Source organism: Lactiplantibacillus fabifermentans DSM 21115 (assembly GCF_000498955.2).
Lineage (GTDB): Bacteria > Bacillota > Bacilli > Lactobacillales > Lactobacillaceae > Lactiplantibacillus > Lactiplantibacillus fabifermentans.
Map to the genome: position 1 here is coordinate 1 of NZ_AYGX02000033.1, position 26247 is coordinate 26247.

Sequence of the window (26247 nt, forward strand, 5' to 3'; positions counted from 1 at the left end):
AAGCTGATCTTTTTTGTCCGAACAGCGTTCGGATTAATTTTACAATCTACCAAAAAGATTTAATATTACATTTATTTCAAAACCATTGCGAATTGTTAACCAATATGAAATAATTAGTAAACTATGAACAGATAGGTGGGATTTTATGGCCACGCAAACCGAAGTCTTGAAGCTTTTACAACAAACCGCGCCCGATTATTGTTCGGGTGATCAACTGGCTCAGCAGTTAGGGCTAAGTCGCACGGCAATTTGGAAAGCAATTCAAGGTCTGCAAACGACCGGATATGCGATTGAGAGCCGTCACGGCTTAGGGTATCGCTATCTTGAAAATAATCAGTTGGATATGACTACGATTAAAAGTCAGACTAATAGTTCACAACCGTATGAACTGATTGTGTTACCAACCGTTGACTCAACTAACGCGTATTTGAAGCGGCTGGCAACGCGCGAACCGTTGACTAACCCCGTCGTGGTGGTGGCCGATACGCAAACGGCCGGGTATGGCCGCTCGGGGCGGAATTTTTATTCGCCGAGCACGACCGGACTGTATATGAGTATTGGGTTACCGATTGGACCACAACAACCATTAGATGCGGGCTTGTTAACGACCAGCACCGCGGTCGTGGTTGCGCGAACGCTTCAGCAGCTATTCCATGTGGAAGTGAGTCTGAAGTGGGTCAACGACGTCTTAGTTAACCATTATAAGGTCGTTGGTATCCTATCTGAAGCAGTGACGGACTTAGAAAGCGGTCAGATTTCGACGGTTATCGTGGGCATGGGCTTTAATTTAACGACCCAAGGGTTTCCGACGGCGATTGAGCATAAAGCTGGCGCCATTGCCGGACCGCAATCAACGGTCACACGCAATCAAGTCATCAGTACGTTATTAACCGACTTCTTTGCCGGCTATCCCACCTATATGACCGGGGACTTTTTACCGGCCTATCGGCAGTTGTCGATGGTCATTGGTAAACAAGTCGAGTTAAAAAGTGGCGCCGATGTGATTTTGGGCACGGTGCAAGATATTGATGCTACCGGGGCGTTAGTCGTATTAACGACGAACGGTCAAGTGCGCCATTTGAGTTCAGGTGAAATTACTAAAGTGAATTTATTGACGGGGGATTATCATGGATAACACACGACCTTTAAGTCGGCTGATTATTGCAGCCGAACTCGCAGTCGGGTTAGCGATTTGTTCTAAAATTACGATTCCAATCGGCTTAGTACCGTTGACCGGCCAAACACTGGCAGTCGGTTTGATTGCCAGTATCGTGCCAGCAATGGTGGGTACGTGGGCGATTGGCATCTACTTATTGTTAGGTTTGATTGGGATTCCGGTCTTTGCCAGTTCTGCGGCCGGTTTAGCAGCGTTATTCGGCCCAACTGGGGGCTACTTATGGGGCTTCTTCTTGTATGTCTGGTTAGTCGCAGCAATGCGGCGCAGTTTGCCGAAAATGTCGGCATTGATCGTTGGTAATTTACTGGGCGCAACGGTGCAATTATTGGCTGGGGCAGCTTGGTTAGTCGTCAGTGCGCATCAAACATGGGCCGTAGCGTTAAATACTGGGGTGTTACCATTTTTATTGCCCGGGTTAATCAAAGTCGTGTTAGTTGTGATTACGGCGCGCGCCGTCTTAAAACGGTTACCGGCCCGGTTTAAGCTGTCTGGTTGGCAGTAACGCAAGTAGTCAAATAAATAAAGTGGTTAATAAAAATACTTAAAGAAGTTTAAAAAATACTAGTCAAGACAGTGTCAAACATATTATAGTTAAGGTACTGGCTTATTTACGGATTTTTTACAGACACAGAAGAACAAATCAAGGGGTAATGGGAAATGAACGAAAATTTGCAAGGCGTCAACATGAGCCGGACGATGGCGCGCATGAATCGGCATCAGATGCGTCCGCGTCGTTATATCACCGGCTTTGATGGCATCCGGACATTGGCGGTCCTCGGTGTGATCATCTATCATTTAATGCCAGCATCGTTACAAGGCGGTTACTTGGGGGTACCAATCTTCTTCGTAGTTTCCGGCTATTTAATCACTGATTTACTATTACAAGAATGGGCTACTAAAGGGACCATTGGCTTTTGGAGCTTTTATGGGCGGCGGCTGCGACGGTTATATCCGGCGTTAGTCACGATGCTCCTGGCCACGACCGCGTATATTACGCTTTTCCAACGGTCACTGTTAACCAATATTCGTGCTACGGTCATGACTAATCTGTTGTACGTGTACAACTGGTTTGAAATTGGTCATGGGCAAAGTTACTTTGACCGGTTTAACGGCGAATCACCATTTACCCATTTATGGTCATTGTCAATTGAAGGTCAATATTACTTGTTTTGGCCATTATTAGTTGTTTTATTGATGTTGATCTTCAAAAAACGGTCGCGAATTTTTTGGTTATTGATGGTGGCCGCTGTGGCCTCAGCGATTGCGATGGCAGTCTTGTATGACCCAACGAATACGAACCGGGTTTATTACGGGACTGATACGCGGATGTTTGCCATTTTAATTGGTTCTGGGTTAGCCTTCATTTGGCCATCCCGTGAGTTGCCGACCGATATTGCACTCGGTAATCAAATTACCTTAGATGTCTTAGGTGGCGGCTCACTGATTGCTTTGATTTGGATGTTCTTCCAAATGTCTGGTCAATCTGATTTTACGTACCGTGGCGGGATGTTCCTCTTTACGGTCTTATCAGCAGTCTTAGTTGCGACCGTTGCACATCCGGCGAGTCACATGAACCGATTATTGACCAATCGCGTCTTTACGTACATTGGCCAACGGAGTTACGGGATTTACTTGTATCAATTCCCCGTTATGATTTTTTATGAAACTAAAGTACACAACATTGGGGATCATCCAGTATTGAACAGCTTGATTGAAGTGGCATTGATTTTAATTGTCACGGAACTGAGCTATCGTTTCATTGAAAACCCAATGCGTCGCTACAATTACAGTCAAGTTTTAACGGATATGCGCGACTTCATTCGCAATCCAAAATTCAACCGGGTGACCGGGACGATTACCGCGTTAGCAACGGTCTTGTTCGTGATTACGGCGGTTGGCTTTGTCCAACAACCAAGCAAGGCAGCGACTAAACAAACCGCGGTCCAAAAGACTATCGATAAGAATACGCAAGCAGTTAAGAAACAAAATGCGGCGGCCTTAAAACGCCAAAAAGCGGCCGCTAAAGCCGCGAAGGCGGCTAAGGCCTCGTCTTCAAGTGAAAAACTTGAGACTAAGCAAGCCTTAGCGAAGTTATCGGCTTCGCAAAAGAAAGTGGCTAAAGACTATAACTTGAAACCTCAAGTGGTCTTAGCCATGGGTAGCACGGACTTGACCGCGGTCGGTGATTCCGTCTTACTAGACGTTTCCAGCGACTTGCAACAAGTTATCCCGGGGACAGTTGTTCAAGGGAAAGTTGGGCGGCAAGTGACCGAAGTACCTGGCATCATTTCTTCTTTGAAGTCGCAAGGTCAATTGGCCCACAATGTCTTAGTTAACATTGGGACGAACGGGACCATCACTGACGCGCAAGCGGAACAAGTGGTTTCTGAAATTGGACGGGACCACCAGATTTTCTGGGTAACCGCGCACGTCCCAACCCAAAGTTGGCAAAACCAAGTCAACGCACAAATCAAGAAGACGGCAGCTAAGCACAGCAATGTGCACGTCGTTGATTGGCATGCAACGGCTTTGAACCATGCTAATTGGTTCGCAACCGACAATGTCCATCCCAATCCAACTGGTAACACCCAGTTAACGGCTTTGATTGCTCGGCGGATTGCTGAAGTTAACAACGGTATTAAATAATTGAATCATTTCCATACCCTGAAGGTCCGTCAGTTGTTGACGGGCCTTTTATTTGTCTATTTGGCGCTTGGTTCTCTTACTAGTAGCTAGTTATTGCCACAGTTGGCTGACCGTAATTCCATCGTCCTGGGACCGGTCCAAGCCTGAAGAGCGGTCTTGAACCTCGCTTTTGAGCCCATAACCCAGGTCTCAAAAGACGTCCGTGGTGTAAACGGCCCAAAAACGCCCGTTAACGCCACTTTCAGGACGATTCCATTACGGTCAGCCAACTGCTAATCTCAGGTCAGTTTTAAAACAACATTAAGTATATGAAATTGTGCGGCGATCTTTTACAGTGCCTATTTTGGGGGCATCCAATTGGTAGTATGTCGAATTGAAATTTGCAAGGGCCAGAATGTCACTACCGATGTCAATTATTTGAATCACACGCAAAAAAAACAGTCCTTAATGAAATTTTGAATTTCATTAAGGACCGTTTTGGGTTGATGTTATCCGTTAAGTAATGTTTTAGTTAACTGCTTATCTTGCTGTTAACGTCTTCAACGGAATACTCAACCGAATATCATTTAAGTTCAGCGAATACTGTAAATCTTGGTTACCACGGACGGTCATCTTCATATCGGTCGCGTAGATTACTAAGCCGAGTTGGTGACCTGCTAATAGGTGGTGGAAAATCGGTTGTAAGTCGATGCTGAAGTCATAGAACTGGTTAGGTTGGATGGCTTCGGCGTGCCATGGTTCGTGGCGGTTTTGCAAGTTTAAGTGGCCTTTGGTAATCATCTTAAACGGCGTGGCGGGCGCTAACTTAAAGTCTTTCAAGTCATCTTCACGCCAATGGTAGCCGAGGTCTAACGCTTTAGGCGCAATCATTTGCGGACTGACCGTTAGGCGTTGGGCTTGGCCAAAGTCGATTAGCATGAAACTTAGCATCCCAAAATGTTGATTGACCGCCACGGAGCCATTGATATGTGGTCGGCCAACTAAGAGTTGGTCCGCGGGGGCTTGCCATGACTTGAATAAGAGTCGATGGTCATAGAGCGGATTGGTTTTGTCTTCCGTTAACAAATCCGTCTGCCAAGCGTTTAAATCGTTCTTGTAATGATTGAACAACTTTTCCGGTAACTTGTCGGTGAAGTGGGCCGCCCGTTGATCGACGGGATGGTCGGCCGGAACCAGTTCTTTGTATTGTACTTTGAAGTCGAGCGTCTTAGTGGTGTCTTGCCACCAATTGTCATGGGCTTGCCATGTTTCGGCGGCCGTATTATCTTGGACTAGCACATTAGGCAACAAAGTTTCTGCATGATTATCGAGGCCGTATAACTCATGGCTTAGCCATAAGTTCATCATGTCAGTAAAATCGAGGGACTGTAAGTTATTAATATAAATATGTTGCCCTTGATGCAAAATCAATTTCTTAGTAACCGGGACCGCCTGCAATTTATCCCATAAATTGGCCACGTTACGTGGTTTCACATTCCAGTCGTTTAAGCCGTGCACCATCACGATGTCAGCGGTAATTTTATCCACGTTCTTTAAATAGTTGCGTTCATCCCAGAACTGGTTGTAATTACCGGTCGTCCGGTCTTGGTCGCGGGTAAGTTCGGCCAATTTGGCGTCGAATTTACCTTGGATGCGATGGGCATCGCCAGCTTTTAAGCTGCGTGAGAAAACTTCGGCTGCTAAGACATCCGTATCTTCACCTTGGAAGGTATCGGGGGCCACGACTAAACCGTTGTCACGATAGTAGTCATACCAGCTAGAAATCGCCGCTTCGGAAATAATCGTCTTTAAGCCGGCCACGCCAGTCGTTGCCGCCGCCGTTGCCAGCGTGCCTAAGTAGGAGCGTCCCGTCATGGCAACATTACCGTTGGTCCACCAGGCTTTGATGGCAACATCACCATCCCGCGTGGTGAAAGCGTTCCGTTTGCCAGTCAGCCATTCAATAATGGCGATGGTCGAAGCGGTTTCGGCGGTATCCCCAGTCGGTGCTAAGCCGTCGGAATCGACTGAGCCAATCCCGGCAGCATAAACGACCGCAAAACCGCGGGCTAAGAAGTAGTCATTGAGCGTGTAAGAGCGTTCGCGACCAAACGTTTCTTCAGCGTCAGCCGTCGTTTTTTCAACGGGGCGGGGTGCTGGTAAAGCTGGTGTTGTGGCGTGATATTCGATATCGGCGTACGTATTTTCATCAGGCGTTTTGGCGGTCAGTGGCACGTCCACATTATGCATTTGGGCTTCACCCGCCCGGTCATCAATCCCTTGATTGTAAGGACTAGCCGTATAGAGGACCGGAACTTTTAAGCCGGTCGCCGTTTCAGCGGGCCGCAAGATTTCGACTTTTAACAAATCACGGTGGCCGTCATTGTCAGTATCTAATGGTGCTTCAACGTAAACGACGTCACGAATGAGGTCATCAGTATCAAAAACGGCTTGGGCTTTGCCATTGAAGAAGAGGGGCTTTTGCGCGTTATCCGTTTGATAAAATGGGGCAAAGAAGCCTTTGGCAGTCAGCAGTTCAATCAAGGTTTGCCCTTGACTGCCCCGGGTATTTAAGAGTAAGTACCACGCATAGTATAAGGACTCGCGGTCAAAGGCGGTATCGCCAACCATTGGCAAATGAATATCGCGCATGGCTAATAAAGGGTCGGTGAGATCAAAATCTTTGCCCGGTAAGAAACCGAGTAGTTGTAAGCCGACGTTATAAAAAACTTGATTGTTAACGAGTTTTGCTTGTGCCAGCCAAACATCTAAAGTCTGTTGCCGTGTGGCCATGATATTGGCAAATTTATATTTAAGACCGGCTGTTGAGCGGACTTCGGGAAAACTCTTGGCTAATAATGCTTGATAAACCGCGGGCACCGTCTTAAGGTCCGTCATTTCAGCGGTAATAAAATGAATTTTTTGCAGTTCGGCAATCGCCGCTTCGGAATCAGTGGGCACGATTGCAAATTGATTATTTTTCATAAGCTTGTCCTTCATCTGATAAGTATTTTTATTGTTCATTATACCGCTAAACGTGGGGTGACCCAACGTGATTACAGCCGACTGGCGCGAATTATGCTAAATTATAATTAAGTCAGATGAAAGGGTGATCGAATGAGCGAGTTCCCAATTTTATATACCACGCAAGCTGTCAATCAAGACGGGTTAACGGGGCAGTCATATGTCCCCGATGGTCTAGCAGTAGCGGTTTCTAGTCCGTTGGCGGCGACGCCGGGGAGTAATCCCGAGCAACTCTTAGGGTTGGCCTTGAGTACGTGTTTGAATGCGACAATCGAGGCGATTGAAAAAGAACACGCGCAGCCCCATCAAAGCCAAGTGGTGACGACGGTCAAAATGTCGCGCGACCGGTTCGGCTATCAATTCTTAGTCGATGCGGCCGTCACGCTTCCAGGTGTCGAGCCAACAACCGCGAAACGCTGGCTAGCTTTGGCTGAGCGGCGCTGTCCGGTCGCCAAGTTGCTCGGTGATAATGCTAATGTTCAGATTCATTTAGCGTAATGACGGTTCGGCCCTAATCAAAACAAATAGTCACGAAAAGACCGCCGTACGAATCATGTACGGCGGTCTAGTCACGTTAATTTAGTGGTGGAAATGATGATGCGGGTGATGTGGCATTGGTTGGCCTTCCGCATGTTCAACTTGTTTTAAGGCCAAGCGTTTGGTTTTTTCTTGTTCAATCTTCAAGCGTTTATTCAATTCGCGGGTCTTCCAGAAACCGTGGGCCATGATGGCGATGGGTAAAACATGTAACGCCACCGTTGCGGGCACCATCCAGGGATGATCTTGAACAATTTTTAGAACTTCTGCTCGGTGGGCTTGGCAATCAGCGTGCATCATTTTGGGTGTTAACATTAGTATCACCTTCCTTTGATTTGTTTCCAGCATACACGGAAATGTAATCGCTGTCATTAATTTTGTTATTAAACTTAACTAAGAGCGAAATAGGCTGCCTTTTGTTGGGGCTTTCCAAAGATTAGTTAAGCTGGCATTGCCATTGTGATGCATTGGTTTATCAGTGATTTGGTTGTATTGAGTAGGCTAGTTGTAGCTTCACCAATGTATGAAACGCCTCCTTGTGTGCCACGTTTCGGCTAAATAGAAAAAGCGTCCCAATGAATTTTCACTGGGGCGCAATAACGATTAATCTTGTTCTTGATTGAGCTTACTGTGGCGAATTCCGTAGCTAAAGTAGATGATTAACCCAAAGGCAAACCAGACTAATGAAGCAATCCAAGTTTCCAAGGCTAGTTTCGTCATCATGAATAAACATAGCAAGCCAGAAACGACTGGTAAGACGGGATAAAATGGGACGCGGAAGCCTTTAATTGCATTGAGTTTAGGATTGCGACGGAGCAATAAAATCCCAAATGATACGAAGGCAAACGCAATCAATGTCCCGATGTTGACTAAGTTGGCTAATTGGTCTAATGGAATGAAACCAGCCAAGAGTGAGATGACGATGGTGACAATAATCATGGCGTTTTTAGGCGCATGATGCTTGTCGATTTTACCTAAGAAGCTGGGTAACAAGCCGTCACGACCGATGGAGTATAGTAATCGTGAGCTACTGTAGATCATGGTAACCATCATCGTAAACATCCCGGCTAACGCCCCAATGGAGACAATGCCGGCCACAAAGTTTTGATGGACGAGTTGTAAAGCAAAGCTGACGGCGTCGTCCACGTTCAAACGGGTGTATGAGACCATCCCAGTTAAGACCGCTGAAACTAAAATGTAGAAAATGGTACAAATGACCAAGGTGCCGATAATCCCAATCGGCATATTTTTCTTAGCATTCTTAACTTCGGCAGCGGAAGCGGACACACAGTCGAATCCTAAGTAGGCAAAGAAGACGACGGCGGCTCCTTGGAAAATCCCGTTGGTACCAAACGGAGCGAACGGGGTCCAGTTTGATGGTTTCACGTAAAATGAACCAACGAGCAAGAAGATGATAATAATAGCTAATTTCACGGCTACGATGATGTTGTTTAAGCGGACTGAAGTCTTTAGACCGGCATCAATAATCCAGGCAATTAAACAAACAATCACAATGGCGACAATGTTCACATAAGTTCCTTTGGCCGGATTGAATGATCCGGTGACCGCTTTCGGTAGGCTGAGACCAAAGCCGGCGATAAAGGAATTAAAGTAGGCGGCCCAGCCGACTGCCACGGCGGCGACGGCTAAGACGTATTCAAGTACTAACGCCCAACCGATGATCCAACCGACCATTTCCCCGTAAACGATATTACCGTATGAATAAGCCGAACCGGCTACCGGTAAGACGGATGAAAATTCAGCGTAACACATGGCGGCGACCGCACACACAATGGCGGCAATGATAAATGATAAAATAATCCCTGGACCAGCTTTCGTAGCGGCAACGGTCCCCGGTAAAATGAAAATCCCGGTCCCGATAACGGCGCCGACCCCGAGGGCGATTAAATCAATCGCCGACAAAGTTCGTTCGAATTGGCTGTCCTTTTGTAAATAGCGCTCCAAATTTTCTTTTTGGAAAACGCGCTGACGAAGCCCCATGGACATGACCACCTTTTTTGGTTGTTTTTAACAATTGTTTGTCGCTTCCGACAAAATGTCATGTTGCTATGATAACGTGATTGATTATTAAAAGTCAATTAGAACCAAACTAATCTTTGTTATTAATGAAAATTTGCGGAGAAGGGTAATTAATCGGTACGGATAGGTTACAGGTTGGGTAGAGTCTGATAGAATTAGCATAAAATTACTATGGAGGTGGCTTATGACCAAGATGTTAGTGGCCGAAGATTTATCAGCAGTGGGCGGGATTTCGCTAAGTGCTGCGCTGCCGGTCTTAACGGCGATGCGTTATCAAGTAGCCGCGTTGCCGACGAGCTTATTGTCTACGCATACGAGCGGTTACGGTCGACCAGCAATTCAAGACTTGTCAACGTGGCTACCGGCCGTTTTTGACCATTGGATGGCCGCTAAATTGGATTTTGACCAAGCGTTGATTGGTTATGTCGGGTCGGTTGAATTAGTGGATTTATTACATAAGTATTTAATGGCGCAACAAGTTGCCTTAACGGTTGTGGACCCGGTCCTCGGTGATTTAGGCGAGTTGTACAGTGGTTTTGATGGCGACTACGTGATGGCGATGCGGCGGTTGATTCAGACGGCGGATGTGATTTTACCGAATGTAACGGAGGCGAGTTTGCTGACCGGTTTGCCCTATGCCGCCGATCCCGATTTAGCGGTATTGTTACCGGCGTTACAAAAATTAGTTAAACCGGGAGCCCATGCAATCATTACGGATGTCACGCGCGATGATTTAATCGGCTGTGCCTGGTTAGCGGATGGTCAAGTGCAGTATAGTGGGCAACCGCGGTTACCCGGGCATTATAACGGAACCGGTGATACGTTAGCGGCAGTGATTGCTGGCTTGCTTGGACAAGGTTATTCGTTGGCCCAAGCAGTGCCGTTAGCGAATCAGTGGCTCAATGCCGCGGTGGCTGAAACATTAGCCGAAAACCGGGATGATGAACGCCAAGGGGTCGCGCTCGGAAATCTGTTGCGCGCAATTTTAGCCTTACAAGCGAGTTGAAAATGTTATACTAAGAAATAAGTAATCTACAGATTTTAGGAGGCTCATTATTTATGAGTACAGAAGTAGCCAGCGGAGCCGTTGTGTATCAACAACGCGACGGTCATCCCGCTTATTTGTTATTACAAAGCGCCACCAGTGATTTTTGGGGCTTTCCCAAGGGCCATTTAGAGGGTAATGAAACCTTGCCTGAAACGGCGGTCCGGGAAATTCACGAAGAAACCCAAATTGACGCCACTTTGGATACGAATTTTAAAGCGTATACCGAATATGATTTGCCAAATGGTAATTTGAAGCAAGTCACCTTATTTGTCAGTGAAGTACCCACGGGTGTTGCGGTCACGCGTCAAGTCGAAGAAATCAGTGCCATCGGCTGGTTCGACTATGCTACGGCCCGCAAGCGGTTGACGTACGACAATTTAAAAGAGTTGCTTGATCAAGCCAACGATTACATCGAAAAAAAGCTCGCCAAGTAAGTTAGTATCACTCGTTCAGTAGCCGTTATTCTTGCGACTACTGAATTTTTATCTATTGGTTTGTTGTGTGCGTGATTGCCGCTTCCAGCAACTAGGGGGCGCGCCGTGGGGGGGTAGACCTGGGGCCAAAAAGCGGTCCCCAGGGCGCTTTTAAGCCTGACCACAGCCCTTGTCAGTCTTAAAAGGCGACCCCAACCACGCACCGGCCAAGTACGCCGGCCCATGGTTGCGACACGGCGCACCCCCTAGTTACTTCCAGCTATGTTATGGATATTAATTAGCTGAATAGTTTTGAGATGTTTTTGTATAAATGGTATGGGGGACTGCATTTGCAGTGTGAATGATTTTGAAAAGTTGTTGATTGCGAATTGTAACTCTAATTCAGCATTACTTTAATAGGGAGCACCCGACAAAAATATTAATTACTCATTACAACGCTGTGCCAACTAATATTGATGAGCTTTAATTTTAACTCAAATATTTTTAAGTCATTGATGCGTTTATTCAATGTCTGATTGATATGTTAACGATCGCCTAGCTGGAGGCAGCCAATCAAACAACGGCCACAAAAAAAGACCAGTCCCGTCGCATAAGCGGTGACTAGTCTTTAAGTTATGAAGCGGTTTTAGATTATCTAATTAGACTTGAGTTTTTAAGTTTGCAACTGCATCTTCGATTGTTACGCCTTCAGTGCGCAATTCTGGATGAAGTTTGTCAGTTGCAACAAAAAGCTGCCGTTTCGTGTCTAAGACGATCGTAAACCAGCTATTAGTTGTTTGAAAACGCATATGACAAAACTCCCTTCATGAAAATTGTTTGGTTGTGCTACGAGATGCTTTCATCATCTGTGAACCTTACAAGTTCTTAATCATACGCTGTTGCCTGATATAATGCAAATGAAAAGCCTTACAGAATTAACGAATGTTAGGAGAACCGAAAACTTATGACAACCAAACGTGTTTTTGTCATTACCGGACCAACCGGCAGTGGCAAGACGACTGTCAGTCGGTATTTGACTGACCATTATAATATGCCCCAAGTCATCACTCATACCACGCGGGCACCGCGTGATGGGGAAGTTAGCGGCGTGGATTACTATTTTGAAACACCAGCGACCTTTGCGACGAAACATTACTTGGAACATGTCACGTATAGTGGCAACCAGTATGGTTCTTCTCGGGAAGGACTAGCCGCCGCGTGGGAAAAAGCGCCATTGATTAGTATCGTCTTAGATACAGCCGGGGCGGTGACTTACGCGCAAGAACTTGGCACGCAAGCGGTCATCGTTTATTTGGAAGTGCCTAATCAGCAAGCCTTGTTGACGCGCTTGACCAAACGAGGCGACCAACAAGCCCGGATTGAAAAGCGGATTGCCAGTCGTGAGTTTGCGCGTGACCAACAATTGCCAGCTGGCTTAGTTGGTCACGCCAACGTGATTGTTAACGACCAGTGGGCCCAAACGACGGCGGCGCTCGATGCGTTAGTGGCACAATATCTAACCGCTGATTCCTCGGCGAATTAATTCACTTTTATGACTTGATATGCTAAAGTAAATAGTAATGATTATGATTTAGAAGCATAACATAAGTTATAGAGAGGTGCCAACAATATGGACGCAGCAATCCAACAAGCGGTTGATATCTTACGCCGCAACCAGCTGAAAATCACGAAACAACGCGAAGCATTATTAGACTATTTAGTGACGTATCAAGATCACTATGTCGCCATTTCAGCAGTGGATGACCATATGCGGACGTTGTTTGCCGGCATGAGCCACAATACCATCTACCGCAATATTAAAGAATTTGAAACGCTCGGATTACTAGAACTAAAAGCTCAAGCTAATCAAACGCTCGTCAAATATCAATGTGATTTTAAACATCAGCATCATCATCACTTTGTTTGTTCGAACTGTGGTAAAGTGATGGAACTGCAAGCTTGCCCGTTGGATGCGTTTGAAGCGCAGTTGCCAGGATGCACCATTACCGGTCACCGGATTGAGTTTTACGGTCTGTGTGCCGAGTGCACGGCGAAAAAGGCCGTGGCTAAAGCTTAAGCAATAACCGCGAGACGTTGATTTTTCAACGGCCCGCTGTTGTGGGTTGGTTTCACAAAATAAACATAAATTACTAATAAAGACTTTATTAATTTGAGCGATAATTAATGCAGATTAGGCCGTTCCATGGTTTAATTAGTGTTTAGAGAATAGGAACGGCAAAGACTAGAAGGGAATGACACCGATGGCTTATCGCACACCACCATTTATTTCACCTTTTGCGATTGTTTCAATCGTGTTAGCGTTGGGCGCGACCAACGTGGTTGTTAACAAAACGACAAATACTGTTAACGGCGCCTCGGCTAGCAGTTCGAAAGTGGCCAGCTCCACGACCACAAGTGAACAGACCGCATCAGAAAAAGCAAAAGAATCTGCGGCCAAAGCTTCCAGTGAAAAGAAAGCTAAAGAAAATAGTGACAATTCATCAAGTGACAACAGCAGTAGCGATGATACTAACAGCAGTTCATCAAGTGATGACACTAATAGCAGCAACACTGATAATACGGATTCCAGTAGCACGGACACGACTACTGATTCCAGTTCTGCCAAGAAGACGAGTAGCTCAGCCGCGGCTAGTTCCAGTTCAGCGGCTAGTTCATCAACGGATACGACCGATGATACTAGCAGTAGTAGTGCGGCTTCCTCTAGCACCACGACGGCGTCCAGCACGGCTGCCACTACGTCTTCAACGACGGATACTACTGACGACGGGGGCGAATAGTAAATGTTAAGTATTTTGGATATGATTAACCATGCCCTTGGTTACGTCAACGTTAACGTTAAAATTAAAAATCAAATTTATATCGGGATTGGGATTGCGGGTAACTTATATTTAGGTTACGTCGCTTTCCAATTGATGAAAAACGGTGCCTGGTTGCGTGGTATTCTGTATATGCTCGTGTTCTTAGTCTTGATTTACTTCATTACGTTGAACGTGATTTATTACTTTACGAATCGCCGGGCCAAGTACGATTTATCACCAAAAATTGAAAAATTATTAGGTGGTAAGCCGAAAGAAGCCATTGAAGCGGAAAAAGCTGCTAAGCGTGGCAATCAGAATCAACCCTATATTCCGGCTAATGGGATTTTTGATAATCAAGCTTTGCTGCCAGCCGAAGTGCATACGACGCATACGGAACAAGCAAATATTCACCAAATTGTTGACCAATTACAAGCGGCCAATATTTTGCGGCTTGATTATGGCGGTTTAAGTGATAATGACATCATGCAACAAGCCGGTAACACCGGCGAACCAGTCTATGCGATTGGGCAAGGCATTCAAATTCCATACTCCCAAATCAAGTTGGAAAACCACAAGTTGGTTATTTATGCGGGCATTAATCAGATTGACCAATTACCGGTTGGCAATATTCGTAAAGTTGGTTTGACGGATGTGCACGCAGCCCATGAAGATTACAAGTTATACTTGGCTTCAACGGTAGTGACCGGCGGGATGAATAAGATTGCTGGGCGGACGTCGACAATCGAACAACCCGGTGACTATGAAATTACGGCCCAAGTAGCTTACGAAGATCGTGAAGATCAGCCACAAGCTTAATCAAAAAGCTGGTCTATTAGGAATGATTTCCTAGTAGACCATTTTTTTTGATTAATCGAATAAGGCAGCAATCTCACTTGGTTGGTTAAAGCGATATTTTGTTTGTTGATGGTCAGCATTCGGGTCCATACCCCAAACCGCTAACCCGAAGTCGACATTGGCGGCCGCGGCGGTTTGTTCATCACTCAGGGAATCGCCGATGAAGAGCGCGTCGCTTGGTTGGACGTGGACATTTTTTAAGGCGGTCAATAATGGTAATGGGTCGGGTTTACGCTTTGGCGTGTCGTCGGCCGTAATGGTTGTATCCATCCGCGCCATCAGTGGGTATTTGGCCATGCCACCGGTCATTTCGTTGCGTCGTTGCGACGTCACAATCCCAACTTTTAAGTCGGCCGGTAAGTGCTTAATTAAGTCGGCGATACCGGGAAATAAGTCGATTTCATCAAAGTGTTCCGCCATGACGGCTTCGTAACGCGCTTGGAAGTGGTCGAAGTCGTTGGCGTCAATGCCGAGGGTCACCATGGCCTGTTCGGCGGCCATCGGAAAAGTCTTTAGAGCGAGGTCGTCATTGAACGGTTTACCATATTCTTGTAAGACGGCCGCCATCACATGCGCGTAAGCGGGGTGGCTGTTAGTCAGCGTCCCGTCGATATCAAACATGATTGCTTGGTAAGTCATTAGTTGATCGTCCTTTCCAGGGAATTTAGTTCCAGTATACCAAATTAACCGTTGACAGCGATTATTTGGATTGTTATAGTTAGATTGATAATTGATGAGGAGCTAATGATATGTCATTACCATTGAATCTAATTAAAACTTCAACTAGCTTTTACTTTTGGTATTTTCGCTAGTGTTTGTGCCAGCAGCATAGGTGCAAACACGAACTCGTTGTTTGCATCGATGCGGCTTGCCAAAGGTTTTTTGTGATTCACATGGCACCCATGGATGTATGAAAATCCAAGGGTGGCTAAATAAACGTTTTTTAGGCAACACACCTTTTGGATTTTTACCGAAAGGTGTGTTTTTTTGCATTCACGTGGCAAACACCCCAGTCAAATATAATTTGGGAGGAATTTTTATGTCAATTGATCCAGCTACATTAGTCCAAAATATGAATGACCAAATCGGGGCGATTCAACCGTCCGACATTTTAGCATTCAACGCCGAAATTGCTAATATTCCGGGCATTGTGCGGTTAACCTTGGGCGAACCGGATTTCAACACGCCCGAACACGTGAAGCAAGCCGCAATTAAGAGTATTGAAAACAATGAAAGCCACTACGCACCATCAAACGGGACGTTAGCGTTACGGACCGCGGCGGCAGATTTCTTAGCGGAAAAATACGATGTCCACTATGACCCGGCCAGTGAAGTTATTATTACGGCAGGAGCCACGGGTGGGATTTACACGGCCTTAAGTTCGATTTTAAATCCCGGCGATGAAGTCTTGATTCCGACGCCGATTTTTCCACTCTACATTGCTATCGCCAAGTTAGCGGGGGCGACGCCGGTCTTTATGGACACGTCGAAAAATGGCTTCGTATTGTCACCGGAACAATTGCAACAGACCTTGGCCGACCATCCGAAAACCAAAGCGGTTGTGTTGAACTTCCCATCTAATCCAACTGGCGTGACGTATCGCGATGCTGATTTGAAGGCGTTAGCGGCGGTTCTAGCTGATCAACCGATTTTTGTTTTATCGGATGAAATTTACAGTGAATTGACGTATGGCGCCACCCATGTTTCCATTGCCAAATACTTACCGACCCAAACTATCTTACTTAATGGGGTCTCCAAATCGCATGCCATGACCGGCTGGCGGATTGGGATTATGTGCGCGCCGAAAGCAATTACCACGCAATTAGGCAAAATTCATCAATTCACGGTGACGACCACGACGGCTAATGCCCAAGCGGCGGCGACCGAAGCATTGAGCAATGGGATGGACGATGCGCAAGTGATGAAAAAAGAATACCAAGCACGGCGTGACTACTTATATGCTGCGTTAACGAAGTTAGGCTTTCAATCTGCGAAACCAGAAGGTGCCTTCTACTTATTCAGTAAAATTCCAGCGGGGTTACCACAAGATAGTATGGTATTTTGTCGCGAACTCGCCCACGAAGCCCGGGTCGCTTTGATTCCCGGTAGCTCATTTGGCCCTGGTGGTGAAGGTTACGTGCGGATTAGTTACGCCGCTTCGATGGCCAATCTGGAAACGGCGGTTAAACGCATTGGCGAATATGTTGCCAGCAAACAATCAACGACGGAGGCAAACTAATGACAAAAATTTTAATGTACAGTGTGCGTGATGATGAAGTGGCCGCAATTCAAGACTGGGCAACTAAAAACAAGGTACAAGTCGATACGAATGCATTGGAATTTCACCCGGACACCGCGGCGTTAGCTAAAGGCTACGACGGCTTAGTCATTCAACAACGCAGTGCGATTGGCGATGACCCACAAGTCTATCAGCAACTGGCCGACTATGGTTTGAAGCAATTGACCAGTCGGACCGCGGGAGTGGATACGATTGATATTCCAGCGGCAAAAGCCGCGGGATTGACCGTCACCAATGTTCCCGCTTATTCACCTAATTCGGTCGCGGAAATGGCCGTCACCCAAACGATGCGGCTGATTCGCAATTTGGAAATTTTTGATAGCCGGATTAGTCAACAAAATTTCCAGTGGGCCGGCTTGCAAGCGCGTGAAATTCGGTCATTAACGGTTGGTATCATTGGTGCTGGCCGGATTGGCGGCACCGTCGCACGGTTATTCAAAGGACTCGGGGCAAACGTTATTGCTTATGATGTGGTCAAGCGGCCAGAACTGACGGATGTCTTAACTTATGTGGGTACTAAAGAAGAGTTATTACAACAAGCTGACGTGGTCACGTTACATGTCGATTTGAATGCCACGTCCAAAGCGTTGATTGATGCGGCCGCTTTGAAACAAATGAAGTCGGATGCGTTCATCATTAATGCGTCACGCGGCCCCGTAATTGTGACGGCCGACTTAGTGGCGGCGTTAAAAGCTGGTGAAATTGCTGGTGCAGCGTTAGATACGGTTGAAGGCGAAGAATATTTATTCAATCAAGATCACAGTGGGGAAGTGTTACAAGATCCACTCGTTGCGCAACTCATGCAAATGCCTAACGTTATTATCACGCCCCATGTCGGGTTTTACACAAACTTAGCAGTGAAAAACATGGTCGACATCAGCTTAGACGACGTGATGACCATTCTCAATGGCGGCACCACGGACCATGCCTTTTAAGTTTTTTGATTGATTGCCGCAGTTGGCTGACCGTAATTTCATCGTTCTGGGACCGGTCCAAGTCTGAGAAGCGGTCTTGGACCTCGCTTTTGAGCCTACAACCCAAGTCTCAAAAGGCGTCCGTGGTGTAAACGGGATATAAACCAATCCCGTTAACGCCACTCGCATGGCGGCTTCCATTACGGTCAGCTGGCAGCTAGATTGCTTTTTAGATAATAATGGTGTGCCTATGATTGGTGTTCGCTATTATCGACCGTCAACTAAACCGGTTCGACTGAATCATAACCAATATCAGTAGTAAAAGACGCTATCCAGAATTTGTTTGGGATAGCGTCTTTTAATTATTGCAGTAAGTCGGGTGTTTAATTCATTCAACTGTTGGCCAAGCATCAATTAATTGGGTGATTAATGGTTGTACCTGGTGTCGTTGGCTAGTCAAGTAAGTGGCGTAGACGGGCATGTGGGCACTGGCGTCGCTGATGGGGATGCGGACGCGACTATCATCATCTTGAATTTGGGCGTTAAAGGCCACATCTAATGGCGATAGGTTGGTGCTGAAATAAGGAAAGTCGGAGTATTGGGTAATTTCGGCTAAGGCTTCGCGTTGTTTTTGGTAGAAGAATTTGGCGGCTGGAATCTGGGCTTGAATCAACTCACGCCAGGGACCGATATCGCTTAGGACGATAAAACTCAGGCCTTTCAGTTCCGCAAAAGTAATGCTGGCTTGGTTGGCTTGATACATAAATTTATTTAGGTTTACGGCTAAGTTTTCGGTACCAATTAAAGTTGCACTAAGCTGATCGTCGCTGGGGGCCTGATTGGTGATGATTAGTGTGGCATCATGTTGTTTTAATGTTGTGTTCAGTTGGGTAGCTTTTAATAATCCGGTTTTGACCGTGATGTTGGCCGGGAGTTGATCGTGTAACCGCTCGAATAAAATCAGGGGGCCGGGAATCGTGGTGGCGACGGTCAAGGTCTGTTGGGCCGCGTCAAAATTACGAATGTCGGTGACCAGTTGGTGGTTCATTGCTAGTAATTTAGCGGCTTGTTGGGCCGCTTCTTGGCCCGTTTTCGTTAAGGTGATGCGATTAGGCTGCCGGTCAAATAACGTGACGCCTAAGTCGCTTTCCAGTTTTTGCATCCCACGCGTGACGGTCGGTTGGGTGACATTTAGTTGTTGGGCGGTGGCTGCCAACGTACCAGTTTTATCAAAAACGACTAACTCTTCTAATAAGTAATTATCTAACATCCGCGCGCCTCCTAGTATACGTTATATGTATACTAGCATGCCGATTAAGTAATTTTCAACTATCCCGTTTGCAGTTAAACTAAAGTCATTCAATTAACGAAAGGGCGATTCAAATGACAATTCCAAGTGTGACATTAAATAACGGGGTCACGATGCCCCAATTAGGTTTCGGGGTGTTTCAAGTTCCCGATTTAGCGGACTGTGAACAAGCAGTGAGTGCCGCGTTAGCCGCGGGATATCGCTTGATTGATACGGCAGCGGCCTATCAAAATGAAGCCGCGGTCGGCCGCGCCATTCAAAAGAGTGGGATTCCCCGTGAAGAAATCTTCGTTACGTCGAAATTATGGGTTTCTGATTTCACCTATGACCGCGCCAAAGCCGGTATTGACGCTTCGTTACAACGGTTAGGCTTAGATTATCTGGATTTATATTTATTACATCAACCATACGGCGATACGATGGGCGCTTGGCGAGCTTTAGAAGAAGCCTATCATACCGGTAAGATTCGGGCGATTGGTGTGTCGAATTTTTATGCCGACCAGTTGAAAAACTTGGAATTGACGATGACGGTGCAACCAGCCGTTAATCAAATTGAAGTCAGTCCGTGGTATCAACAAGCGACTGAAGTAGCCTTTAATCAACACGATAACGTACGGGTCGAAGCCTGGGCGCCATTTGCGGAAGGTAAACACGGTATTTTCCAAGACGCAACGATTCAAGCCATTGCCACGGCGCATGGTAAAACGACCGGCCAAGTTATTTTACGGTGGTTGCTACAACGCGGGATTACGGTGATTCCAAAATCCGTGCATCCAGCGCGCATTGTCGAAAATAGCCAAGTGTTTGACTTTGAATTAACGGCGGCAGAAATGGCAACCATGGCTAGTTTGGATCGTCATGAAAGTCAATTCTTCGATCATCGGGACCCGGTCACCATTGAACAAATTTTTGGTTCTAGTTTAGCAAAATTACACGAATAGAGGTATTCACATGACAACTCCAACGATTAAATTAAATGATGGTAATAAAATTCCTGCAATCGGATTTGGGACGTTCCAAATTCCGAGTGATGGGTCAACGTATCAAGCAGTTAGCGACGCTTTAAAAGTCGGTTATCGCCATATTGATACAGCGGTCGCTTATTTCAATGAAGGCGAAGTGGGCCAAGCGATTCAAGATAGTGGTATTGCCCGCGAAGATATTTGGGTCACTAGTAAGTTATGGTTGCAAGATTATGGTTTCGAAGCGGCGACTAAAGCCATTGAGACTTCCTTGCGTAAGTTGGGTTTAGATTATCTGGACTTATATTTGATTCACCAACCATACGGTGATGTGCCGGGCGCTTGGCGAGCCATGGAAGCAGCCCAAAAGGCAGGCAAAATTCGCTCGATTGGGGTTTCTAATATGACGCCTAAGTTATGGCGACAATTTGTACCCCAATTTGCGACGATGCCCGCCGTCAATCAAGTTGAATTCAACCCGTATTTTCAACAACGTGATTTACAAGCTTTATTAGCGCCGGCTGATGTCAAAATTGAAGCGTGGGCCCCCTTAGGTCAAGGTAATCAAGCCTTGCTACAAGATCCCGTCATTGTTAGCTTAGCTCAAAAGTATGGCAAAGATGTCGGGCAAGTTATCTTACGCTTTGAAAACCAAGCCGGCATTATCGTCTTTCCAAAGTCGGTCCATCCCGCTCGGATTAAGAGCAACCTCGATATCTTCGACTTCACGCTTACCGATGATGAAATGGCGGCCATGCGTGCTTTGGATACGGGCCACGGCCGGCATAATCCGGAAGCACCGGGGATGGCGGATTTATTATTGAATGCTTTTGATGTGCATGCCAACGATTAATTAAATATTCAGCAACTAACTGAGTGGTCGTACAATTAATGATGATCGCTGATTCTGCTAGCAGGTGAGTGTTTAAAGTAGTCGTTCAGAATATTAAGTTACCGACACACAAAAAATTGAGATTAAAAAACAGTCCCCAACCAATTAATTGGCAGGGACTGTTTTCATAAACATCAGATGGTTGGCTCCACGACCCAGCCATTATCGAGTAGCTGGTGGTAATGCTTACCGATGGGGACCCAGAGTTTAGCTTTTAGAATACTGCGAAGTTCATCCCAGAATAAGGGATCGTTTTGTTCAGTTTCAGATATGTTCAATTTTAAATAAGCGCCCGTTTCAGTTTTTGCAATGACAAAGGGGTAGAAAACTTTGATAATTTGGGCGGCGACGATATTGGTAATTTTAGTTTCAGCATCTAATAACATAGGCTGAACCTCCTTGTGAGTATGTAGCTATGATAGTCGTTAATTAGTTAGTTAGCTACTATCAATAATTGAATATTAACTGAGAATTTTTAAGAAATAACCCTGATTCAAGTTACGTTTTATTAAACTGATAAAAACTCAGAAAAGATTCTTTTTTTAGTCCTTTTTGCCGATTCGATGACGTTTTATACTTAAAATTATCAAATGCGGTTACGTCAGGAAAATAAGCAAAGTTTTGCGGGAGTTTTACAGGAAATGGGGCTAAAAAGATGAAATATTTACACCTTGGATTTATTATGGATAAGTTGATGACGCCCAGCATGCATTCGGCGGATTCACTGATGTTGTGGGCCGGAATTGTGATCCTAGGGGTCGCTTACTTGAGCGTGATTATACATGAAAAATCAAAAAGAAATTAATTAGAAAAAATGCCATTTTCAAAACTTTTCGGCGCTTATACTAGCTGCTTTTAGCCGAAAAAGCCGAATAATAGTCCTAACTTAGGCGGGTTCGTTCAATCGAACCGGCTTTTTTAGGTTGTTTTGACTGAAAATCTTGGCACTCATTACCACGAAACTAGCTATCTTGAACAATATTAGGTCGTTTTTTGACAAAATAACTAATTATGTATTAAACTATTTAAATAGCATTAACGAAGAATAAGGAAATCTTAACTTTAGTGATTAATGCAACAATTCTAAACCGTCAGTTTACAGGCTGATAGAGAAAGCGAAGGTGACTGCAATGTCAATGATCGAATTTCACAACGTTGAAAAATACTATGGTGAATTCCATGCCCTGAAAAATATTAATTTAACGATTAATGAGGGTGAAAAAGTTGTTTTGATCGGACCATCTGGTTCTGGGAAGAGTACGCTAATTCGAACCGTTAATGGGTTGGAACGCGTCCAGTCTGGTCAGTTGTTAGTCAATGGCTTTGATTTGGCGGATAAGAAGACCGACATGAACAAGATTCGTAAAAACGTCGGCATGGTGTTCCAACATTTCAATTTATATGCCAATAAAACGGTGCTTGAAAACATCATGATTGCCCCCCGACTCGTGTTAAAACGGCCCGAGGATGAAAACAAAAAGTTAGCGATGGAATTACTTGATAGCGTTGGTTTGGCAGACAAGGCCGGCAACTTACCAAGTCAACTTTCCGGGGGCCAGTCGCAACGGATCGCCATTGCGCGTTCCTTAGCGATGAAGCCAAAATGTTTGTTATTTGACGAACCAACGTCCGCCCTTGATCCGGAAATGATCGATGATGTGTTGAACGTCATGAAGTCCGTTGCCGAAGACTCTAGTATGACGATGTTAGTCGTGACCCATGAAATGGGCTTTGCGCGTGAAGTCGCTGACCGGGTTATTTTCATGGCCGATGGTGAAATCCTCGAAGATGACCGCAAGGAACAATTCTTTGACGGCGAACCAACTAACGAACGGGCGCGTCAATTCTTGAGCAAAATTATTACACACTAGTTTGTTAGGGAGGGCCTGGAATGAAAAAGTTTAAACGATATATTGGGCTACTCGGCCTTGTTAGTATGCTAGCCATCGTTTTATCAGCGTGCGGCTCCCGACAATCTTTGTCGAAGCAAGACGTGCTGACTAACGATAAAGCCAGCAATACCATTACTTGGGGTGTGAAAGCCGATACGAAGTTGTTTGGGTTAATGGATGTTAGCGACAATACCATCAAAGGGTTTGATGTCGATATCGCCAAAGCCTTAACGAAGAAAATTCTCGGTAAAAATGGGAAAGCCAAGTTTGTACAAGTGACGTCACAAACGCGGATTCCGTTATTAAAAAATGGGAATATCGATGCGATTATCGCCACGATGACGATTACGCCTGAACGGGAAAAACAAGTTGATTTTAGTGACTCCTATTTTGACGCCGGCCAATCGCTGTTAGTCAAAAATAGTAGCAACATCAAATCGGTCAAAGATTTGAATAAAACGGGCACCAAGGTGATTGGGGTGACGGGGGCCAACTCGGTAGCTAACATTAAGAAATACGCCCCCAAAGCCAAAGTCTTAGAATTATCTGATTATGCCCAAGCCATGACCGCGTTGAAGTCTGGTCAAGGGGCGGCCTTAACAACGGATAATGGGATCTTATACGGGATGGCTGCCCAAAATAAAGGTTACAAAGTGGTTGGTGGGACCTTTACGAAGGAACCATACGGGATTGCCTTGAACAAAGGCCAACAACCGATGCAAAAGGCCATTAACAAAGCATTAAAAGAAATCGAAGCTGACGGAACTTATAACCGCATCTTAAAGAAGTGGTTTGGTAACGTGAAAGGATTCGACTATAAGGAGGCCGCACGCTAATGATTTATATTCTCACGCATTATTGGTCCGAGTTAATTCAAGGGCTCGGCTATACCTTACTGTCCAGTATTATCGCGCTGATTTTCAGTACGATTATTGGGACGATGTTTGCGATTTTCGAAGTTTTACCGAGCCGTACGATGCGAATTATCGGCCGCATCTACATCGAAATCTTCCGGAACATTCCGTTACTAGTTATCGCGATGTTTTTCTACGTGTTGATTCCGATGTACGTGGCCAAAATTGACGGCTTTACCGCTGGGACGATTGGGTTGACTATTTATACGTCATCGTTTATCGCCGAAACGGTGCGCTCCGGGATTAACTCGGTTGACCCGGGCCAAATGGAAGGCGCTCGCGCCAACGGGATGACGTACTGGCAAGCGATGAGTAAAATCGTTTTGCCCCAAGCATTCAAACTCGTTATTCCACCATTGGGCAACCAATTCATTAACTTAGTGAAAAACTCGTCCGTCCTAGCCTTTGTGGCGGGGTTTGATTTGATGTATCAAGGTAACTCGATTGCGTCATTGTCACTGGATACCATTAACAGTTACATGGTCGTTGGGGTCTTCTACTTGATCATCACCTTGCCATTGAGTTACTACATGCGCCACTTAGAAAAACGGTTAGCAAATTAAAAGGAGGCTAAAATATGCAAAACTTTATTGATGCGTATTCATGGGTTAATATCCGGTTCTTACTCGAAGGCCTCTGGGTGACCGTCGAAGTGTCGATTGTCTCCATTATTGCCAGCTTTATTATCGGGTCAGTGCTGGGCGTCTTGCGGTACGTGAAGATTAAATACTTATCCGCGATTGTCGGTTTTATTGTCGATATTATCCGGAACTTACCATTAATGTTGATTATTTTCTTCACGTACTTCGGCTTGCCACATTTAGGGTTCAAACCAGGTATCTTGTTTGCCACGATCTTAGCGATGACGATTTTTGAATCGGCGATGCTCGCTGAAATTGTGCGGGCCGGTATCTTAGCGGTCGACTATGGGCAAATGGAAGGCGCCCGTGCCAATGGGATGTCGTACGTGCAAGCTCTGTGGCACATCGTCTTTCCGCAAGCCGTTAAAAAGACGATTCCAACAATTGTGAGTCAGTTCATTTCCTTAATCAAGGATACGTCGTTGGCCACGATTATCGTTTTACCGGAACTCTTGAATCACGCGCAAATCATTTACGGTCAAAACTCCGCCTATATCATTCCGATGTTTGTGATGGTGGCGTTCATGTACTTCGTAATTTGTTACGCGTTATCCGTTTTATCACGGGTTTTAGACAAAAAATTAGCTTAATTAAAAAACTACCTCGTAAATCAATTTTGACGTTGATTTACGAGGTAGTTTTTCGTATGCTTAGGCGAAAAGGAGATGGTAAATTATGTTTAGTTCCGCAGAAATATTGACGCAAAGTATCGCGAAGGGGACGGCTAAAGTCAAACAGCCGTTAGCCATTAAGATTTTGTTGGGCGTGCTCGGGGGCGCGCTGATTGGAATTGGCTTTTTGGCAGCGATTCGAGTGTCGGCTTCAAGTTTTGTGGTGGGTCAAAGTACCGCTAGTTTGTTGAGTGCCCTCGTCTTTCCATTAGGCTTAGTGGCGATCGTCTTAGCTGGGGGCGAATTGGCAACGGGGAATATGATGGTCGTTGGTACCGCGGCGTATGCCCGCCGAATTCGTTGGCGTGATTTCTGGGCGAACCAACTCGTAATTACCATTAGTAATATTATCGGCGGCGTGTTAGCGGCCTACTTATTCGGTCATGTGGTTGGCTTGACGCACACCGGCATCTTTAAGGAAACCCTCGTGGGGATGGCCCAAGGCAAAGTCACGCAGGCTTTTTGGCCCAGTTTTGTTTCCGGTATCGGGTGTAACTGGCTGGTCGGCTTGGCCGTCTGGTTGGGCTTTGGCGCCAAAGACAGCGCTGGCAAGATTTTAGGCATTTGGTTTCCGACGATGGTGTTCGTCGCGATTGGGTTTCAACATAGTATCGCCAATTCGTTCCTAATTCCGGCCGCTATTTTTGAAGGCGGTGTTACCTGGGCCCAGTTCGCCATGAATCTGATTCCAGTATACTTAGGCAACGTTGTCGGCGGGGCTGGCGTTGTCGCGGGCGGTTATTATTTGGGATTTAAGCAGGTTCAATAAATACAATGGTTGAACTTCAAATAATCGAAAGATTGACCTGTTTTCCTAATGCGGTTGCAATCTTCGTTAAAGTTTCGATGCTAGTGTTGTTACCGTGTTCGATTTTGACAATGGTCGTTTTAGGGATGCCAGCTTTATCAGCTAGTTTTTGTTGACTTAGTCCGGCGGCTTCACGGGCGGATAAAACGGCCGCGGCACTTACTAAAATGTTCTTTTCAGTGGTGATGGCTGTTTTATATTCTTTAGTTTGATGATGAGTTGCAAAATAATTATCCAAATCTTCAGTAACGGATTCGGTATATGTCTTTAGATCTTTCATGGTTGGGACTCCTTATATTGCTGATAGAATTCTTTTCGTAGACTGATGGCATGTTGGATTTCTTTTGCAGGTGTGGTAGATTGCAAATTTAATCCGAATTTTTGGACAAATTGTTCAGCATAACCTG

General features: G+C 45.7%; 28 protein-coding genes. 20 read left to right on the plus strand and 8 right to left on the minus strand.

Annotated elements, in window-relative coordinates:
* The first annotated feature begins 145 nt into the window (after positions 1-145).
* The 3 genes from DY78_RS02285 (at position 146) to DY78_RS02295 (ending at position 3823) form a co-directional block, all read left to right on the plus strand.
* Positions 146-1135 carry a biotin--[acetyl-CoA-carboxylase] ligase gene (locus DY78_RS02285; protein WP_024626102.1) on the plus strand — a complete coding sequence of 330 codons (990 nt, stop codon included), beginning with the start codon at positions 146-148 and terminating at the stop codon, positions 1133-1135.
* Complete coding sequence (locus tag DY78_RS02290) at positions 1128-1679, plus strand: biotin transporter BioY (RefSeq protein WP_024626103.1); 552 nt, start codon at positions 1128-1130, stop codon at positions 1677-1679. The genes DY78_RS02285 and DY78_RS02290 overlap by 8 nt, the downstream gene beginning before the upstream one ends.
* Before the next feature lie 155 nt (positions 1680-1834).
* Positions 1835-3823 (plus strand): acyltransferase family protein, encoded by a 1989-nt coding sequence (locus DY78_RS02295; protein WP_024626104.1) that lies wholly within the window; start codon positions 1835-1837, stop codon positions 3821-3823.
* 519 nt (positions 3824-4342) lie between these two features.
* Here the strand turns inward: DY78_RS02295 and DY78_RS02300 are convergent.
* On the minus strand, positions 4343-6787 hold the full coding sequence (locus DY78_RS02300) for a Xaa-Pro dipeptidyl-peptidase (protein ID WP_024626105.1): 2445 nt from the start codon (positions 6785-6787) through the stop codon (positions 4343-4345).
* 132 nt (positions 6788-6919) lie between these two features.
* On the opposite strand from DY78_RS02300, the gene DY78_RS02305 reads away from it, so the two are divergent.
* Positions 6920-7324: an OsmC family protein gene (locus DY78_RS02305; RefSeq protein ID WP_024626106.1), complete on the plus strand. Its 405-nt coding sequence runs from the start codon at positions 6920-6922 to the stop codon at positions 7322-7324.
* Between the two features lie 81 nt (positions 7325-7405).
* Here the strand turns inward: DY78_RS02305 and DY78_RS02310 are convergent, their stop codons facing one another.
* On the minus strand, positions 7406-7678 hold the full coding sequence (locus tag DY78_RS02310; RefSeq protein ID WP_024626107.1) for a hypothetical protein: 273 nt from the start codon (positions 7676-7678) through the stop codon (positions 7406-7408).
* Between the two features lie 288 nt (positions 7679-7966).
* On the minus strand, positions 7967-9364 hold the full coding sequence (locus DY78_RS02315; protein ID WP_024626108.1) for an amino acid permease: 1398 nt from the start codon (positions 9362-9364) through the stop codon (positions 7967-7969).
* Positions 9365-9587: 223 nt separating this feature from the next.
* On the opposite strand from DY78_RS02315, the gene DY78_RS02320 reads away from it, so the two are divergent.
* On the plus strand, positions 9588-10409 hold the full coding sequence (locus tag DY78_RS02320) for a PfkB family carbohydrate kinase (protein ID WP_024626109.1): 822 nt from the start codon (positions 9588-9590) through the stop codon (positions 10407-10409).
* 53 nt (positions 10410-10462) lie between these two features.
* Entirely contained in the window at positions 10463-10885 is a 423-nt protein-coding gene (locus DY78_RS02325) for a bis(5'-nucleosyl)-tetraphosphatase (protein ID WP_024626110.1), read from the plus strand.
* Between the two features lie 638 nt (positions 10886-11523).
* Here DY78_RS02325 and DY78_RS15955 read toward each other — a convergent pair.
* Positions 11524-11673, minus strand: a complete 150-nt coding sequence (locus DY78_RS15955) for a hypothetical protein (protein WP_156404093.1) — start codon at positions 11671-11673, stop codon at positions 11524-11526.
* Between the two features lie 155 nt (positions 11674-11828).
* On the opposite strand from DY78_RS15955, the gene DY78_RS02330 reads away from it, so the two are divergent.
* The 4 genes from DY78_RS02330 (at position 11829) to DY78_RS02345 (ending at position 14499) form a co-directional block, all read left to right on the plus strand.
* Entirely contained in the window at positions 11829-12407 is a 579-nt protein-coding gene (locus DY78_RS02330; protein WP_024626111.1) for a guanylate kinase, read from the plus strand.
* Between the two features lie 87 nt (positions 12408-12494).
* Positions 12495-12941 (plus strand): Fur family transcriptional regulator, encoded by a 447-nt coding sequence (locus DY78_RS02335; RefSeq protein WP_024626112.1) that lies wholly within the window; start codon positions 12495-12497, stop codon positions 12939-12941.
* A gap of 184 nt (positions 12942-13125) precedes the next feature.
* Positions 13126-13662 (plus strand): hypothetical protein, encoded by a 537-nt coding sequence (locus DY78_RS02340; protein ID WP_024626113.1) that lies wholly within the window; start codon positions 13126-13128, stop codon positions 13660-13662.
* A gap of 3 nt (positions 13663-13665) precedes the next feature.
* Complete coding sequence (locus DY78_RS02345; protein WP_024626114.1) at positions 13666-14499, plus strand: DUF6681 family protein; 834 nt, start codon at positions 13666-13668, stop codon at positions 14497-14499.
* Between the two features lie 51 nt (positions 14500-14550).
* Here the strand turns inward: DY78_RS02345 and DY78_RS02350 are convergent, their stop codons facing one another.
* Entirely contained in the window at positions 14551-15177 is a 627-nt protein-coding gene (locus DY78_RS02350) for an HAD family hydrolase (protein ID WP_024626115.1), read from the minus strand.
* A gap of 400 nt (positions 15178-15577) precedes the next feature.
* Between DY78_RS02350 and DY78_RS02355 the strand changes: the two genes are divergently transcribed.
* Together DY78_RS02355 and DY78_RS02360 are read left to right on the plus strand one after the other, a co-directional pair.
* Positions 15578-16777 (plus strand): aminotransferase class I/II-fold pyridoxal phosphate-dependent enzyme, encoded by a 1200-nt coding sequence (locus tag DY78_RS02355; protein WP_024626116.1) that lies wholly within the window; start codon positions 15578-15580, stop codon positions 16775-16777.
* Positions 16777-17772: a D-2-hydroxyacid dehydrogenase gene (locus tag DY78_RS02360; RefSeq protein WP_024626117.1), complete on the plus strand. Its 996-nt coding sequence runs from the start codon at positions 16777-16779 to the stop codon at positions 17770-17772. Before DY78_RS02355 ends, DY78_RS02360 begins: the two co-directional genes overlap by 1 nt.
* 367 nt (positions 17773-18139) lie before the next feature.
* On the opposite strand, the gene DY78_RS02365 is transcribed toward DY78_RS02360, so the two are convergent.
* Entirely contained in the window at positions 18140-19021 is an 882-nt protein-coding gene (locus DY78_RS02365; protein ID WP_024626118.1) for a LysR family transcriptional regulator, read from the minus strand.
* A 113-nt stretch (positions 19022-19134) separates the two neighbouring features.
* On the opposite strand from DY78_RS02365, the gene DY78_RS02370 reads away from it, so the two are divergent.
* On the plus strand, positions 19135-20001 hold the full coding sequence (locus DY78_RS02370; RefSeq protein ID WP_024626119.1) for an aldo/keto reductase: 867 nt from the start codon (positions 19135-19137) through the stop codon (positions 19999-20001).
* A gap of 10 nt (positions 20002-20011) precedes the next feature.
* Positions 20012-20875 (plus strand): aldo/keto reductase, encoded by an 864-nt coding sequence (locus DY78_RS02375; protein WP_024626120.1) that lies wholly within the window; start codon positions 20012-20014, stop codon positions 20873-20875.
* 173 nt (positions 20876-21048) lie between these two features.
* On the opposite strand, the gene DY78_RS02380 is transcribed toward DY78_RS02375, so the two are convergent.
* Positions 21049-21300, minus strand: coding sequence for a hypothetical protein (locus DY78_RS02380; RefSeq protein ID WP_024626121.1), 252 nt, complete (start codon positions 21298-21300; stop codon positions 21049-21051).
* 269 nt (positions 21301-21569) lie between these two features.
* Here DY78_RS02380 and DY78_RS15960 point away from each other — a divergent pair, with 269 nt between their 5' ends.
* From DY78_RS15960 to DY78_RS02405, 6 genes are all read left to right on the plus strand, one after another.
* Complete coding sequence (locus DY78_RS15960; RefSeq protein WP_156093401.1) at positions 21570-21719, plus strand: hypothetical protein; 150 nt, start codon at positions 21570-21572, stop codon at positions 21717-21719.
* 325 nt (positions 21720-22044) lie between these two features.
* Positions 22045-22785, plus strand: coding sequence for an amino acid ABC transporter ATP-binding protein (locus tag DY78_RS02385; RefSeq protein ID WP_024626122.1), 741 nt, complete (start codon positions 22045-22047; stop codon positions 22783-22785).
* A 20-nt stretch (positions 22786-22805) separates the two neighbouring features.
* Positions 22806-23642 carry a glutamate ABC transporter substrate-binding protein gene (locus tag DY78_RS02390; protein ID WP_024626123.1) on the plus strand — a complete coding sequence of 279 codons (837 nt, stop codon included), beginning with the start codon at positions 22806-22808 and terminating at the stop codon, positions 23640-23642.
* The gene (locus DY78_RS02395) at positions 23642-24283 is read left to right on the plus strand and encodes an amino acid ABC transporter permease (RefSeq protein WP_024626124.1); all 642 of its coding nucleotides are present in this window, start codon (positions 23642-23644) and stop codon (positions 24281-24283) included. The genes DY78_RS02390 and DY78_RS02395 overlap by 1 nt, the downstream gene beginning before the upstream one ends.
* Positions 24284-24297: 14 nt before the next feature.
* Entirely contained in the window at positions 24298-24951 is a 654-nt protein-coding gene (locus DY78_RS02400) for an amino acid ABC transporter permease (protein ID WP_024626125.1), read from the plus strand.
* Positions 24952-25036: 85 nt separating this feature from the next.
* On the plus strand, positions 25037-25801 hold the full coding sequence (locus tag DY78_RS02405; RefSeq protein WP_024626126.1) for a formate/nitrite transporter family protein: 765 nt from the start codon (positions 25037-25039) through the stop codon (positions 25799-25801).
* Between the two features lie 16 nt (positions 25802-25817).
* Here DY78_RS02405 and DY78_RS02410 read toward each other — a convergent pair whose 3' ends face one another.
* Positions 25818-26120 carry a helix-turn-helix domain-containing protein gene (locus DY78_RS02410; RefSeq protein ID WP_024626127.1) on the minus strand — a complete coding sequence of 101 codons (303 nt, stop codon included), beginning with the start codon at positions 26118-26120 and terminating at the stop codon, positions 25818-25820.
* Between the last annotated feature and the right edge of the window lie 127 nt (positions 26121-26247).